Origin of the sequence: Segniliparus rotundus DSM 44985, from assembly GCF_000092825.1 — a bacterium.
GTDB classification, from domain to species: Bacteria; Actinomycetota; Actinomycetes; order Mycobacteriales; family Mycobacteriaceae; genus Segniliparus; species Segniliparus rotundus.
Genome location: NC_014168.1, coordinates 1486170 through 1500692 on the forward strand (window position 1 = coordinate 1486170; position 14523 = coordinate 1500692).

At 67.1% G+C, this 14523-nt stretch carries 12 protein-coding genes; 9 read left to right on the forward strand and 3 right to left on the reverse strand.

What is annotated here, in order from left to right; all coding sequences use genetic code 11:
• Positions 1-62: 62 nt before the first annotated feature.
• Positions 63-584, reverse strand: a complete 522-nt coding sequence (locus tag SROT_RS07455) for a DUF2505 domain-containing protein (RefSeq protein WP_013138405.1) — start codon at positions 582-584, stop codon at positions 63-65.
• Between the two features lie 24 nt (positions 585-608).
• On the opposite strand from SROT_RS07455, the gene SROT_RS07460 reads away from it, so the two are divergent.
• Positions 609-1709 carry a UDP-N-acetylmuramate dehydrogenase gene (locus tag SROT_RS07460; RefSeq protein WP_013138406.1) on the forward strand — a complete coding sequence of 367 codons (1101 nt, stop codon included), beginning with the start codon at positions 609-611 and terminating at the stop codon, positions 1707-1709.
• A 6-nt stretch (positions 1710-1715) separates the two neighbouring features.
• Here SROT_RS07460 and SROT_RS07465 read toward each other — a convergent pair whose 3' ends face one another.
• Positions 1716-3074: an NAD(P)-dependent alcohol dehydrogenase gene (locus tag SROT_RS07465; RefSeq protein WP_245535381.1), complete on the reverse strand. Its 1359-nt coding sequence runs from the start codon at positions 3072-3074 to the stop codon at positions 1716-1718.
• A gap of 165 nt (positions 3075-3239) precedes the next feature.
• On the opposite strand from SROT_RS07465, the gene SROT_RS07470 reads away from it, so the two are divergent.
• From SROT_RS07470 to SROT_RS07480, 3 genes are all read left to right on the forward strand, one after another.
• Entirely contained in the window at positions 3240-4472 is a 1233-nt protein-coding gene (locus tag SROT_RS07470; RefSeq protein WP_013138408.1) for a L,D-transpeptidase, read from the forward strand.
• Between the two features lie 44 nt (positions 4473-4516).
• Positions 4517-4864 (forward strand): hypothetical protein, encoded by a 348-nt coding sequence (locus SROT_RS07475; protein ID WP_013138409.1) that lies wholly within the window; start codon positions 4517-4519, stop codon positions 4862-4864.
• Between the two features lie 135 nt (positions 4865-4999).
• Positions 5000-7369: a UvrD-helicase domain-containing protein gene (locus SROT_RS07480; protein ID WP_013138410.1), complete on the forward strand. Its 2370-nt coding sequence runs from the start codon at positions 5000-5002 to the stop codon at positions 7367-7369.
• 102 nt (positions 7370-7471) lie between these two features.
• Here the strand turns inward: SROT_RS07480 and SROT_RS07485 are convergent, their stop codons facing one another.
• Positions 7472-8485, reverse strand: a complete 1014-nt coding sequence (locus SROT_RS07485) for a M23 family metallopeptidase (RefSeq protein ID WP_013138411.1) — start codon at positions 8483-8485, stop codon at positions 7472-7474.
• A 257-nt stretch (positions 8486-8742) separates the two neighbouring features.
• On the opposite strand from SROT_RS07485, the gene SROT_RS07490 reads away from it, so the two are divergent.
• From SROT_RS07490 to SROT_RS07510, 5 genes are all read left to right on the forward strand, one after another.
• The gene (locus tag SROT_RS07490) at positions 8743-9714 is read left to right on the forward strand and encodes a hypothetical protein (RefSeq protein WP_013138412.1); all 972 of its coding nucleotides are present in this window, start codon (positions 8743-8745) and stop codon (positions 9712-9714) included.
• Positions 9715-9754: 40 nt separating this feature from the next.
• Entirely contained in the window at positions 9755-10921 is a 1167-nt protein-coding gene (sucC, locus tag SROT_RS07495) for an ADP-forming succinate--CoA ligase subunit beta (RefSeq protein WP_013138413.1), read from the forward strand.
• 30 nt (positions 10922-10951) lie between these two features.
• Positions 10952-11857 carry a succinate--CoA ligase subunit alpha gene (gene sucD, locus SROT_RS07500; protein ID WP_013138414.1) on the forward strand — a complete coding sequence of 302 codons (906 nt, stop codon included), beginning with the start codon at positions 10952-10954 and terminating at the stop codon, positions 11855-11857.
• A 114-nt stretch (positions 11858-11971) separates the two neighbouring features.
• Positions 11972-12865 carry a DUF5336 domain-containing protein gene (locus SROT_RS07505; protein ID WP_013138415.1) on the forward strand — a complete coding sequence of 298 codons (894 nt, stop codon included), beginning with the start codon at positions 11972-11974 and terminating at the stop codon, positions 12863-12865.
• 80 nt (positions 12866-12945) lie between these two features.
• The gene (locus SROT_RS07510) at positions 12946-14514 is read left to right on the forward strand and encodes a cell division protein PerM (RefSeq protein WP_187288067.1); all 1569 of its coding nucleotides are present in this window, start codon (positions 12946-12948) and stop codon (positions 14512-14514) included.
• Positions 14515-14523: the final 9 nt, after the last annotated feature.

Genomic DNA, 14523 nt, shown 5'->3' on the forward strand with positions numbered 1-14523 from the left:
CGGCGTTCGGTGTCCGAACGAAATTCTTCTGCCGCTCTGGCCGGGCTGGGTTCCGCGCGGGGTCAGTGCGCGGCGAGCCAGGTGGTGGTGAAGTCTCGCTCTTTGTCCAGGAGCTCGACCACCTGGCCGGAGAGGGTGGATTCGATCTTTGCCCCCAAGAAAGGGATGCTCACTTTCACTTCGCCGCTGTAATGGATCGCGGAGCCGCCGGCGGCGTTCGGCGAGAGCGCCGCGTCGCCGCGCAACCGCGCGGGCGTGCCAGGGACGCTGACGGTGAACCAGCCGACCGCCGAGCCGTCTTCGAGGCCCCCCCAGTGCTCGCTGCGCTCGATGACCAGATTCCCGCTGCGCATCTTCGCGATCATCGGCGGAAGCTCGTCCTCAGGGATGACGTGGCTCGAGCGAACCGAGAACCAGCCTTCCTCCACCGGGTCCCCCTCAGGGTCGGGGCCGAATTCGAGCGTTGCGCCCTCGCCCCCGACCTCGTTGATCCGGTCCGACCAGTAGCTCTGGTCGGTGATCGCGTCGTGCAATCGTTTCGGGTCGACGGGGAACTCGGCGGAATAGTCAACAGGAGTGGCCACCCAGGCAGGCTACCGTGTCAGGTGATGAAAAGCGTGCAGCTCCCCCGAGAACTCGCGGCTCTTGGCGTAGAAATCCGCAAAGACATGACGTTTGCCCAGCTCACAACCCTCAGGGTGGGCGGGCCGATTGGCGTGATCGTTGACTGCCCCACGCATGAGAGCGTGTTCGCCGCCGCAGGCGCGCTCGCCGACGCCCAAGTGCCGACGGTCCACCTCGGCGGCGGCAGCAATCTCGTGGCCGCCGACGAGGGCTGGCCGGGCGCGGTGTTGCGCGTGACGAGCCAGGGGCTGTCCGCCGAGGTGGAGCATGGTTCGGCACGCAGCGCTGTGTCTGTGGACGCGGGAATCGTCTGGGACGACTTGGTCGCCTTCACCGTCGAGTCCGGCCTCGGCGGGCTGGAGTGCCTGTCGGGCATTCCAGGCAATGCCGGGGCGAGCGTGAAACAGAACATCGGCGCGTACGGAGCCCAGCTCTCGGACTGCTTGGTCGCCGCAGAGCTGTGGAACTGGAGCACCGGCGAGCACCGCTGGGCGACTGCCGAGAGCTTGCGGCTGGGCTACCGCTCTTCGGCGATCCGCCGAGAAGAGTGCGTTGTCGTGCTCGCCTTGCGCCTGCGGCTGTCCTCGGACGGGCTGTCCGCTCCGATCCGATATCGGGAGTTGGCCGTCGAGGTGGGCGTGCGCGAAGGCGAGCGCGCCCCCGCGCGCGACGTGCGCGAGGCGGTTTTGCGCCTCAGGGCGGGCAAGGGGATGTTGCTGGACGAGGACGACCACGACACCTGGAGCACCGGCTCGTTCTTCGTCAACCCGGTGCTTTCCCAGCCCGACGCGGCGCGGTTGTTCCCGGAAGGGCCGCCCCGGGGCATGCCGTGGTACCCTGACGGGTCCAGCGCCAAGCTTTCGGCGGCCTGGCTCATCGAGCGGTCGGGGTTCGCGAAAGGTTTCCCCGGGGAGGGCTCCCCAGCGCGGCTCTCCACCAAGCACACCCTTGCGATCACCAACCGCGGGTCGGCCACAGCGGCCGACGTCCTGGCACTGGCCAAGCAGGTCCAGGCGGGGGTCTTCGACGCTTTTGGCGTGCGGCTTGAGCCTGAGCCTATTGTGCTCGGCGGCGGGCTGGACTGAGCGCGCTCACCCTGTGATCGTCGCGGCGTCGATGACGTAGCGGTAGCGCGCCTGTTTGTCGAAGACTTTCTTCCAGACCTCGCTGATCTGATCGGCGGGGACCACCTGGGTCTGCGGCCCGATCTTGTTGGCCGCGCAGAAGTCGATGGCCTCCTGGGTCTCACGGATGCCGCCGGTGTTCGAGCCTGTGACGACCAACTGGTTGCTGAAGATCGACAATTGGCCCCACTCGTTCGGGGTGCTGAGTTTGCCGAGCCCGACGCGGCAGAACACCCGCCGCCGTTTCAGCAGCGGGAAGTACGGTTCGAGGTTGTGGGCGTACGGGACCGTGTCGAGGATGAAGTCGAACGACTTGCCCAGCCCGTCCATCTGGCGCTTGTCCTCGTTGACCACCACCGTGCTCGCGCCGAACCGTTTGGCGTCGTCGGCTTTGCCCGGCGAGGTGGTGAACGCGACGACCTCTGCCCCGAGCTTTTTGGCGGTCTGCACGGCGAAATGGCCGAGCCCGCCGATCCCGACCACGCCGACCCGCCATCCTTCCCGCACGCCCCAGGCGCGCATCGGCGAATACACCGTGATGCCGGAGCACACGATGGGAGCCGCTTGCGCCAGCTCAAGGCCGCGGGGCACTTGGAAGGCGTAATGTTCGCGCACGACGATGCTGTTCGAATAGCCGCCCTGCGTGTAGCCGCCGGGGTCCTGGGATTTCGCCCCGTAGGTGTGGGTGTACCCGTTCAGGCAGTACACCTCGTTCCCGCTGACGCATTCCGCGCAATGCCCGCAGGAGTCGACCACGGTCCCGACCGCGATCTGGTCGCCTGGCTTGAACCGGGTCACCGCCGAGCCGACTTCTGCGACGATTCCGGCGATCTCGTGCCCTGGCACAAGCGGATAGGGGGGCGTCCCCCAGTCGGCGTGCCCGAAATGAATGTCGGAATGGCAGACGCCCGCGTATTTGATGTCCACCCGGATGTCGTCGGGCCGCAGCGCGCGTCGCGCGAAGGAGACCGGGGCGAGGTTCCCGGAAGTGTCGTGGACGGCCCAGCCTCGCGCCGTGGTCTCGCCGGAAGCCGCCGCAGGGGCGCTCGGCTCCGCCTGCCCGGTCGCGGCGGTCGCCGCGCTGACGTTCTGGGCCGCTCCGCTGGTTGGTTTCGAACTGGTCGAGCAGGCGGCTACGCCCGCTCCTGCGACGGCTGTGGCAAGAGCAGCGCCGCGCAGGAACCCGCGCCGGTCAAAGCCGCTGCTCTGGATTTGGGGCATGGGCTCTGATTGGTCGGCTGCCCCGATTTCCCCGGTGGCGCCGGATCGCGGGCCGGTTTCGGGCGGGTCGTGTTCTTCGAGCACAGTGCCTCCTTGGTTAGGCATGGTCGGAATATCGCAACTCCCGCATGCATTCTACGGGAACGAGCTGACGGAGCCGTTGCGCTGTTCCTGGTCGTCCGCGCGTCCGCTGTGTTCGAAGAGGGCCTTCCGCGAGCGTTTCGTGTCAATGCCGCCACGAAACTGTCGCGGCGAGGTAACCTTTCTTGCGTGCACGGACAGTTCCGTAGATTCAGCGAGGGCGCGGCGCGCTCATGGGAGGCTGTTCCCGTCTCCCGCCGCGCCGCTTTGGCCGCGCTCACCGGAGTGACGGCGTTCGCTGCCTTTTCCTCGTGCGGACACCCAGGCGAGGACAGCAAGCCGAGCCCTCTCTCGTCCGCGCCGAAAACAAAGGCGAAGCTGGTCTTCGAGCCCGGTGACGGGGCCGAGGACATCAGTCCGGCAAGCTCGGCGAGGATCGCGGCGACCGCTGGGGCCATCGCGCAAGCCCGATTGATGAGCGACGACGGAAAAATAGTCGACGGCAAGATAAGCCTGGACGGGACGAGTTTCGAAACCACCGCCGCGTTGGAGTTCGGCCGCACCTACCTGTTCACCGGGCAAGCGAAAGGCCCGGACGGGGCGCTTGAGCCGTACCTTTCTTCCTTTGCGACGCTCAAACCCAAAAAAGTCGCCGAATTCAACGTCAACATCGGCGACGGGCAGGCAGTCGGGGTCGCGGCGCCCATCATCCTGCGCTTCTCCGCGCCGATCAAGAACAAGGCCGCGGTCGAGAGCAAGCTCAAGGTGACCTGCACGCCCGAGACCGAGGGGTCCTGGGGGTGGCTGCCCGACGCGGTCGGGGAGCAGCTGCATTGGCGCACCAAGGAATACTTCCAGGCCGGGACCAAGGTGCATCTGGAAGTGCCGCTCTTCGCGGCGGACTTCGGCGACGGCGTCTTTTGCGGGACGCACACGGTCACGAGCGACTTCACCATTGCGCGCCATCAGCTCGTGCAATGCTTCGTCCCGTCGCACCGGATGCAGGTCTACCGGGACGACGCGATCATCATGGACTTCCCCTGCAGCTACGGCGAGGGCAACGAAGTGCGCAACACCACCCGCACCGGCATCCACGTAGTGACGGAGAAATTCGCGGATTTCTTCATGTCCAACCCGCCCTACTACACGAACGCGCACGAGCGGTTCGCGGTGCGGATCTCCAACAACGGCGAATTCATCCACGCCAACCCGCAGACCGTCGGCGACCAGGGCAACACCAACGTCTCGAACGGGTGCGTGAACCTTTCCCCGGAAAACGCCCAGCAGTACTTCAACTCCGCGCTCTACGGCGACCCGGTCGAGGTGACCGGAACGCAGGTCCAGCTCTCGCCTTCGGACGGCGAGATCTACGACTGGACGTACGACTGGGCGGACTGGCGCGCCAAGAGCGCCCTGAGCTGAGCACCACGGCGTAGAATGGAACCGACTTGCAAACAGGAGGACGTATGGTCGGCACACCAGCCAGAGCATTGATCTGCTCCTTGGGCGCCCTCGCCGCCGCGCTGTTCCCCGCCGCTGCCCAGGCCGGCCCGCCCGGCTCGCCGGGGTACTGTCCGGGCGACGGTTTGATCCATGACTGGGACACCCAGAAGCCCATCGGGCCGTGCCCGATGGGCGGCGGTTTGGTGCACACGCAAAAAGGCAACGTCTGGGTCGACCCCGACGGCAACGTCAGCCAGGCTCCCACGGCACGAGGCGACATGAGCAACCGCCCTTACCCCGACAACTATTCGCCAGACAACGCCGGGCGGCCGAATCCCAGACCGGTTCCGGTCCGGCCAGGCTCCTCATAGACAGACCCTCGTCGCCGGGGACGGCCGGAACCACCGGCTCGGCCAGCGACAGGCAGCGGGTGTCGAACAAACTTTCGCGAAACGCTGATCGGCGTGCCCCAAGCGGGGACGCTTTTCGGTAATCTCGATGTCCTCATGAACGCCTCCGAGCAGATTCTTCAGGGTCTCAATCCGCAGCAAGCCGAGGCTGTCGTCCACCTTGGCGCGCCTTTGTGCATCATTGCGGGCGCGGGATCGGGCAAGACCTCCGTCATCACCCGCCGGGTGGCCTGGCTTCTGGCCGAGGGGCATGCCCGCCCTGGCGAAATCCTCGCGATCACCTTCACCAACAAGGCGGCGGGAGAGCTCAAGGAACGCGTCGGGGCACTCGTGGGCGGCAGGATGTGGGAGATGTGGGTCTCCACGTTCCACTCCTCCTGCGCGCGGCTTTTGCGCGCCGAGGCGGGGCCGCAGGCAGGTTTCGATCAGAATTTCACCATTTACGACGCGGACGACTCCAAGCGGCTGCTCGCCATGGTCGCAGAAGAGCTCGAGCTCGACACGAACCGGTTTCCGCCGCGCATGCTCGCCGCCAAGATCAGCGACCTCAAGAACGAGCTGATCGCCCCCGAGGCGGCCCTTGTCGGCGTGGAAGACCCGTTCGACCTGGTGCTCGGCCAGGTGTACCGCCGCTACCAGGAACGCCTTGCCTTGGCGAACGCCATGGACTTCGACGACCTCATCATGCGGGCTGTGGAGCTGCTGCAGACCAACCCCGAGGCTGCTCAGCGGTGGCGGGGAAGGTTCCGCCATGTGCTCGTCGACGAATACCAGGACACCAACCATGCCCAGTACGTCCTGATCCGCGAGCTGGTCGGAGCCGGGGCAGGCACCCAAGTCGGCGCGGAGACGTCCGCTTTGACCGTGGTCGGCGACTCGGACCAGTCCATTTACCGCTTCCGAGGGGCGACGATCCGCAATATTGAAGAGTTCGAGCGGGATTTCCCCAACGCCCGGACAGTGCTGCTCGAACAGAACTACCGCTCGACGCAGAACATCCTGTCCGCCGCGAACGCCGTCATCGCGCACAACCAAGGCAGACGGGAGAAACGGTTGTGGACGCAGGCGGGCGACGGCCAGCAGATCATCGGCTACGTCGCCGACCATGAGCACGACGAGGCGAGTTTCGTCGCGACCGAGATAACCGAGCTGGTGCGATCCGGGGCGAAGCATGGAGACGTGGCGGTCTTCTACCGGACGAACAACGCGTCGCGGGTGTTCGAAGAGGCGTTCATCCGCCATGCCGTGCCGTACCGCGTCGTCGGCGGGCAGCGCTTTTACGACCGGCGCGAAGTCCGTGACATCATCGCCTACTTGCGGGTGATCGCCAACCCCTCGGACGCGGTCAGCCTCTCCCGCATCATCAACACGCCTCGTCGCGGCCTCGGCGATCGCGCCCAGGCGCAGATCGCAGCCTGGGCGGGCTCCCGAGGCCAGACTTTCTGGGACGCCTGCCAAGCCGCCGCCGGGGGAGCGGTCGCTGCCCTCGCGGCCCGCTCCCAGCGGGCGGTCGCCGATTTCGTCGCGATGATCGCGGGGTTGCGGGCCGAGCTTGCCGCCGGAGACATCACTGTCGGGGAACTCGTCGCGCGGACGGTGGAGCGCAGCGGGTATCGAGCCGTGCTCGCCGACAGCACGGACCCGCAGGACGGCGCTCGGTTGGAGAACCTGGACGAGCTTATTTCTGTTGCGGTCGAATACGGCGAGCTGGTGGCCGCACGAGAGGGCGGCCCCGTCGCAGACGGTTTTGCGGGGGAGTTGCGCGTGAACCTGCCAGAGGCGGACGAAAACGAGGGGCACGCGAAACTTCGGGACTTTTTAGAGCAGGTCTCGCTCGTCGCGGATTCAGACCGGCTCCCCGAAGGGGGATCGCAGTCCGGCGTGGTGACCCTCATGACCTTGCACACCGCCAAAGGGCTCGAGTTCCCGGTGGTGTTCGTGACCGGGCTCGAAGAAGGGCAGTTCCCCCATTTGCGCTCCTTGGGCGATCCGGTGGAGCTCGCCGAGGAGCGCAGGCTCGCCTATGTCGGCATCACCCGTGCGCGGGAGCAGCTGTACGTCAGCCGGTCGATCACCCGCACACTGCGCGGCTCGCCCATGACGAACCCGCCTTCGCGGTTCCTGCTGGAGATCCCGCCGCATTTGGTCTCCTGGCGGCGCGGCGGGCCCGATCAGGCTTGGGCTGGTTTCACCCGCAGCGACTTCGGCTCGGTGTCCGCCCCGCGCGCCGCCGGCAACGCGGTCTCTGCGCGCAAACCCGCCGCAGAGCGGGGGGCTCGTCCGAGGCCGAATTTGCGCCACGAGAGTTTCGAGGTCGGCGACCGCGTGAATCACGACAAATACGGTCTCGGCACTGTGGTCGCTTGCAGCGGGCACGGCCAAGCGGCCACGGTCACGATCGACTTCGGCAGTGCGGGCACCATGAAGTTGATGCTGATCGGGGGCGTGCCCATGTCGAAACTGTGAATTGCCCTCAAAACTATCCACTGACGAACTGGGCAATGGGACTTCGGGGGCGGGGGTCGGTTCGGGGCAAAACGCGGCGCTGGCGAATCACGCCGCTCGGCGCTATTGCTGGCGAGCGGGCGAGCCTGCCACGTACGGAGTGCCGTCGAATTTCACGCCGCGCGCGGCGAGCCAACGCACCGGATCGACCTTGTCTTTCCCGTTGCGCCAAATCTCAAGGTGCAAGTGCGTGCCGGTGGAGAAGCCGAGGTTGCCCATCGCCGCGATGCGGTCGCCCGCGAGCACTTTCTGCCCCGCTCGCACGAATATCGCGCTGATATGGCCGTAGACGCTGATGGTGCCGTCCTCGTGCCGGATACGGATCCACTGTCCGAAGCCAGAGGCCGGGCCCGCCTCGACCACGGTGCCATCCGCGACTGCGACGATAGGGCTGCCATAGGCTCCCGCGATGTCCGCTCCCGCGTGCAAGCTGCCCCATCGGTACCCGAAACCTGAGGAGAACGTGCCGAAAGCGGGCGCGGTGAACATGGGGCGCAGATTCGCGGCCTCCTTCTGTTCGCGCTCCTGGGAGAACCGCGCGCCGGTGGAGAGCTGGTCGAGGTAGCCGGAGAAGTCCGCGTGGGGGATCACGGCGACCGGGTCTTGGGGGCTTGTCGCCGCCACCAGCTGGCCGTTGGCGGAGACGGCGGTCAGCTGGGTAGTGACGGAATTCTTCGCAGCCTGCTCCGTTGTGCTGGACTCCAGTCCGCACGCCCCGGTGAACGAAGCCCCGACGATGACAGCGCCGATGCCCACCGGCGTGACGCGCAAAGAACGAGCACGGTGTCCGGACCGAGACAAGGCCGAAGGTGACGAGGCGTCTTCGGGCCGGCCCTTCGCGGCAGCGCTGCCATGGACTTTGGCCACCAATTCGGCGACAGAAAGGGGCCGTTCGGCGGTGGAGCCGCAGTGCGCCGAGGATCGGGGCGCTGGACCGTCGAAAGACGTCTCAGGCGCGGGGAACGACTGCGCGGCCTCGCGCGAGCCGAGGTGGGATTCCTGCGGGATGTCCGCCATGCGGAAAGGCGTGTAAGCGGCTTGTTGCGTGCGTTTTGGGCGACGCGGCAGGATGAACACCGCTCATTTCCTCCTGAAAAACCGACGCGATCTGAAACGTTCCACAGCCGGAGAGCCCGCTGTTGTGCGAAACGGTTCGGCAAAACGTGACTGCCGCCGACGTTTTGTCGTAATCACTCCGTGATATCTGTCCAGTGGAGACTAGCCAACCCCACAGAGAAGAAGCAACTTCCCTAGAGGCTTCTTACAAATTTCTTATGAATCGCCTGAATCCGCGCTGTGACAACACTGCGAGAGGCGAGGTACCGTCAGAGGCGATGTCCGCGCTTTCCACTGCTCATCGTGCCGCTGGTGGCTTGAGCCTCGCCGCAGGAGTTTTCGCGGTTCTCGGCGGGCTCGGCCCGCAGCTGCGGGTGCGTTCCGCAGCGGTGCTGGACACGATCTTCGGCGACAGCGCCTCCCCAGCTCCGCAGGTGCCCGCCGCCCACTGGGCGGTTTTCGCGGGGGCGCTGCTCGTGGCGGCCGGGGCCGGGCTTTTCCTCCCCGGCCGCGCCGAACGAATCCGCCCCGCCGCGTCCGTTGTGTGGGCTGCCCTGGCGCCACCGGCCCTTTCGGCCTTGCGCACCGCCGCCGCAGCGGTCGACGCGTCGGCCGATCCCGACCCTTTCGTCAAACTCGCCGCCCCGGCGTTGGGTTTTGACTGGGGGGCCTGGCTCTTGGTCGCGGCGCTCGTGTGCGCGGGCGCGGCTGGTCTTGCCTGTCTCGTCGCCGGAGTCTTCGACCGCGAGTCATGGGAGGAGCTCCGGGCTCTCACCGAGGCCAAGAGCGCGCAGAAGGCCAAGCGCAGAGGCCGAAAAGCTCGCCAGTTGCCGCAGTTGGAGGAAGACCCCCGCGAGGTTCCTCTCGGCCGTCTTCCGGCCGCGCTCTACGCCGCCGCTGGGATTTTCGGAGCCCTGGGCCTGCTGTTGCCGCTGTACGTCGGAAAAGGATTCCGCTCCCCGTGGCTCCCCGATGTGCCTTTCTCCTCGCAGGCCTTCGGGCAGTTCCTCCTCGCCGTCGCAGTCGCGGGCGCGGCGGTCGTCGGGGCGAGGTCCCGCCGCAGCAGGCAGCCAGCGCTCTGCGCGGGAGCGGCGTTCTCATTAGTGGTGTACGTCGCTGGTTACCCGTTTCTTTCCGCTTCCGCTCCGGGCGCTGCGCCTGGTCCGGGGCTGTGGGCCAGTGTCGTGGCGGCAGGGGCCTTCGTCGCCGCGGCGGGTCCCCGGCGTCGCGGCTCAGCGAAGAGTCGCTAGGCTCCTTGCGACGAGATCAGACGACGATGAGGCGGTGAGCATGGATCTCTTCGAGTACCAGGCGAAGGAGTTGTACCTCAAGCACGGGGTGCCGACAACACCAGGATCGGTCACCGACACCCCCGAGGGCGCTCGAGAGATCGCCGAGCGGATCGGCAAGCCGGTCATGGTGAAGGCGCAGGTCCAGGTCGGCGGGCGCGGCAAAGCTGGCGGGGTCAAGTACGCCGCCACGCCGCAGGAAGCGTACGAGCACGCGAAGAACATCATCGGGCTCGACATCAAGGGGCATGTCGTCAAGCGCCTGCTCATCGCGGAGGCCGCGGATATCGCGGAGGAGTATTACTTCTCCTTCCTCCTGGACCGTTCCGTCGGAGGGTTCATCGCCATCGTCTCCTCGGCGGGCGGCATGGAGATCGAAGAAGTGGCCCACACCACTCCCGAGAAAGTCGCGAAGGTGCCGATCGACTACAACGCGGGCGTGGACGTGGCCAAGGGCCGTGAACTCGCCGCCGCTGGCGGGCTTCCGGAGGCGATCCTGGACAAGGCGGCGGTGACCATCGCCAAGCTCTGGGAGGTCTTCGTCAAAGAAGACGCCACGCTCGTCGAGGTCAATCCGCTCGCGCGCACCCCGGACGACCAGATCCTGGCCCTGGACGGCAAGGTGACCCTGGACGGCAACGCCGAGTTCCGCCACCCCGGCCACGCGGAGTTCGCGGCACTGGTCGAGCAGGACCCGCTTGAGGCCAAGGCCAAGGCCAACGACCTGAACTACGTCAAGCTCGACGGGCAGGTCGGCGTGATCGGGAATGGCGCGGGGCTGGTGATGTCCACCCTCGACGTGGTCGCCTACGCGGGTGAGGGCCACAACGGCGTGAAGCCCGCGAACTTCCTGGACATCGGCGGCGGGGCGTCGGCTTCGGTCATGGCCGCAGGGCTCGACGTGATCCTGGGCGACCAGCAGGTCACGAGTGTGTTCGTGAACGTCTTCGGCGGCATCACCGCGTGCGACGCGGTGGCGAACGGGATCGTGGGCGCGTTGGACACCCTCGGCGACGCGGCCACCAAGCCGATCGTCGTCCGGCTTGACGGCAACAACGTCGAATTGGGCAGGCAGATCCTCGCCGAGCGGGCGCACCCGCTCGTCACCGAGGTGGCGACGATGGACGAGGCCGCCGACAAGGCCGCCGAGTTGGCCGCAGGCGAGTAAGCGAAGCGAACAAGGGGCTAGAGAAGAGCTATGTCTATTTACCTGAACAAAGACTCCAAGGTCATCGTCCAAGGCATCACCGGCGGCGAAGGGACCAAGCACACCGCGCTCATGCTCAAGGCGGGCACGAACGTTGTCGGCGGTGTGAACGCCAAGAAGGCAGGTTCCACCGTGTCGCACAAGGACAAGGGCGGCAACGACGTCGAACTCCCGGTGTTCGGCACGGTCGCCGAGGCGAAGGAGAAGACCGGCGCGGACGTGTCGATCGTCTTCGTGCCCCCGGCGTTCACCAAGTCCGCGATCGTCGAGGCCATCGACGCCGAGATCCCGCTCTTGGTCGTCATCACCGAAGGCGTGCCGGTGCATGACACGGTCGCGGCTTTCGCGCACAACAAGGCCAAGGGCTCCAAGACGCGTGTGATCGGCCCGAACTGCCCCGGCATCATCACCCCAGGGGAGTCGCTCGTCGGGATCACCCCGGCCAATATCGCGGGGAGCGGCCCGGTGGGCCTGGTGTCCAAATCGGGGACATTGACCTACCAGATGATGTTCGAGCTGCGTGATTTCGGCTTCTCCACTGCGATCGGCATCGGCGGCGACCCGGTGATCGGCACCACGCACATCGACGCGATCAAAGCTTTCCAAGAAGATCCCGCCACCGAGATCATCGTCATGATCGGCGAGATCGGCGGCGACGCCGAAGAACGCGCGGCAGCCTACATCAAAGAGAATGTGACCAAGCCGGTCGTCGCCTACGTCGCAGGCTTCACCGCGCCTGAGGGCAAGACCATGGGCCACGCGGGAGCCATCGTCTCCGGCTCTGCGGGCACTGCGGCCGCGAAGAAGGTCGCGCTGGAGGCCGTCGGCGTGAAAGTCGGCAAAACCCCGTCCGGCACTGCTGCGCTCGCTCGGGAAATCCTCACGGGCAAAGCGTGATCATTCCTGATGCCGATGTGGCATATGTTTTCGAGTTGTACTAACGTCAGAGACGTCAAGGGCGCTGGCGACGACCAGCGTCGGCGTTTGAGAATGTGAGCGAGGGAGATTCGCATGAGCTACCCACAGCAAGGCTACGGAGCCCCGCCGCAGGGCGGGTATGGAGCGCCGCCAGCCGGATATGGCCCTCCCCAGGGCGGATACGGCTACGGCCAGCAGCCGAGCCCGTACGGCCAGCCGCAGCAGCCGAAGGAGCCCGCCGACCTCGGCAAGATCTTCGGATTCTCGGTGCTCGGCCTCGGTTTGCTGATCGGCCTGCTGCACATCGTCGGGGTGATTTTGAGCGATTTCGCCCCGATCTACCTCGGCCCGACTGCCGCGGTGGAATTCGCGGCGGCCCTGGTGGTCGGCTTCGGACTCGCCGCGCGCTCCGCGCCGAAGAACACCATCGTCGTTGCCGCGTTGAGCACATCGGGCGCGCTCACGGGCCTGGTGTCGCTGATTCTGGCTTTCATCGCCAAGCTGCAGCCGGACTTCTCGTCGCTGATTCTGATCATCCTCGTTTTTGTTCTGGCGCTGATCCAGGCTGGCCTCGCGGCTGCCATCGTGTTCACCGACAAGGGCGACGACGGCGACCTGAAGACGGAGACCCCGCCGTCGCAGACCCAGGCGAGCCCCTACGCGGGTCCGCTGCAGCCGATCGGCCCGCAGTCGTACGAGCCGCCGCCGCAGCACCAGTCGGCTCCGTCGCCGTACGCCCAGGCCCCGGCGCATCAGCAACAGCACGGCCAGGCCTCCGCGCCGAGCCCGTACGCCAGCCCGCAGCAGGCCCCCCAGCAGGCGCCCTCCGCGCCGCCGCAGCAGCATCAGGCCCCGGTGTCCCCGCCGCCGCCCGCCCCGGCTTCTCCCTACGGCATCCCCTCGGCCGGACCGGGTTCCGCTCCCCCCGCGCCTGGGGCCCCGTCGCAGATCAATCTGGGACTTGGTGAGCCTCCTCGGTCTCATTGAGCTCAGATCGTTCAGCTCAGGCACGCCGCGACCGGCGTGCCTGAGCTGTTTCCGGGCCTCTCTTTGACATCCTTGACCGGATGGCCACACGCACGGTTCCTCAGACGGCCCGCCGCCACAGCGCAGGCAGGTCGACCGCGAACCCGTCGGCTTCTCCCGCCGCAAGGAAATCCTCCGGTCACGGCGAAACGGAAGGCGCCGAAGACCATTCGCGCGGCGCTCGTGGCCGAGGTTTTCGACCGGCCGCAGATCCGAGCCCGAGCGCTTTGCAAGCCCTGCGCGACGCGCTCGTGTGGTCCCAGCCGCCCGCTGCGCGGGAGCCCCGCTCGCTTTTCGCGGTCGCGTTCGCACCCGCGGGAGTGCTGCTCGGTTTCGTGGCCGCCATCGCGCTGGTCACCTTGGTGAGCGCTGACAGCGATCTGCAAGGCGCCTTCGGCGCGATCGCCCTGGTGTGGCTCGCGGCGCACCAAGTCCCTGTCTCCATCGCCGACATCGCCCTCGGCGCGCTGCCCCTCGTCCCCACAGCGCTGCTCATGTGGTTCGTCGCCCGGCTGTCCGCGCAAGCGGCGTGCACCCGTGCGACGGGCCGACAACTGCGCCAGGTGCTTGCGGCGGCGATGGGCGGGCCGCTTGTCATCACCATGATTTTGCTCGCCACGGCGAAAGACGCCGCAACGGTCGTCCCGCTCAACGCCCCTGCGCCAGCCCCCGCGTTGGCATGGGTGACCGGGGTCCATCTGGTCGCCTCCGGCCTGGGCGTCTTGTGGTCGCGCAGGGAGGCTGTCGCGCAGGCGCTTCCGGCCTGGGGGCCTTGCGCCGCGCAGCTCGGCGTGCGCTCTGGGCTCTGGCTGTTCACGATCAGCGCGGCTCTCACGGTCCTGAACATGGTCGCGCACTGGGGCAAGCTCTCCGCTGGCTTCGACGTCGGTTCCGGCGGCGTGGGATTGTTCGGCGTTCTCGTGATGAGCCTCCTCTACCTCCCGAACGTCATAGTGGCCGGAGTCGATGTGCTGTTGGGGGCAACGGTTCGGTTCGGCGGCACTTCGGTGCAACTCGCGCACGCGCAGATCGGCCAGCTGCCGCTCCTGCCGAGTTTCACGCCGCTCACGTCGTGGCATTTCGGCAGGGCCGCTTTCGTCGCGCTCCTCGTCCCCGCAGCGGTCGGAGCCTGGCTCGGCAGCCAATGCGCGGCCAAGACGCAGAGCGTGACTGCTTCGGCGCGCTGCGCGGTGTGCGCGGCGGCTTTCGCCGCGAGCCTCGTGTGCGTCGTCTCGGCCGCGGCCTGCGGCAGGGTGGGCGTGATCGGCCAATGGTCGGTGAATGTGCTGCTGCTGTGGTTGCTCGCCTTCGCCCTGCTCGCCCTGCCCGCTGTGGTCGTCGCTGTCGCCGCGACCGCGCCTGCGGCGTTGCGCGGCAAACCAGCGCCGACTGTGGTCATCTCTCCGGCACGGGACCAAAACACTTGGGAGGACCCGGCCGAGGAGCACGACCCCGCCCAGGACGAGACGGCGCTCGACGCGGCCGACGAGAGAAAAGACGCGAACTCCGCCTGCGAGCCGGACTCAGCCGAGCCGCAGACAGCGTGCGAGACATTGGGGGATCTGGAAAAACAAGAGCCCGCAGCGGAGGGCGACGAGTCCGCCGAGTAGGCTCTGCTG

Bases quoted from the DNA above. Each gene is read 5' to 3' on its own strand.
- SROT_RS07510 (WP_187288067.1), top strand. From the start codon at position 12,946: ATGGCCACACGCACGGTTCCTCAGACGGCCCGCCGCCACAGCGCAGGC.
- SROT_RS07475 (WP_013138409.1), top strand. From the start codon at position 4,517: ATGGTCGGCACACCAGCCAGAGCATTGATCTGCTCCTTGGGCGCCCTC.
- SROT_RS07465 (WP_245535381.1), bottom strand. From the start codon at position 3,074: ATGCCTAACCAAGGAGGCACTGTGCTCGAAGAACACGACCCGCCCGAA.
- SROT_RS07490 (WP_013138412.1), top strand. From the start codon at position 8,743: ATGTCCGCGCTTTCCACTGCTCATCGTGCCGCTGGTGGCTTGAGCCTC.
- SROT_RS07505 (WP_013138415.1), top strand. From the start codon at position 11,972: ATGAGCTACCCACAGCAAGGCTACGGAGCCCCGCCGCAGGGCGGGTAT.
- SROT_RS07460 (WP_013138406.1), top strand. From the start codon at position 609: ATGAAAAGCGTGCAGCTCCCCCGAGAACTCGCGGCTCTTGGCGTAGAA.
- sucC (WP_013138413.1), top strand. From the start codon at position 9,755: ATGGATCTCTTCGAGTACCAGGCGAAGGAGTTGTACCTCAAGCACGGG.
- sucD (WP_013138414.1), top strand. From the start codon at position 10,952: ATGTCTATTTACCTGAACAAAGACTCCAAGGTCATCGTCCAAGGCATC.
- SROT_RS07480 (WP_013138410.1), top strand. From the start codon at position 5,000: ATGAACGCCTCCGAGCAGATTCTTCAGGGTCTCAATCCGCAGCAAGCC.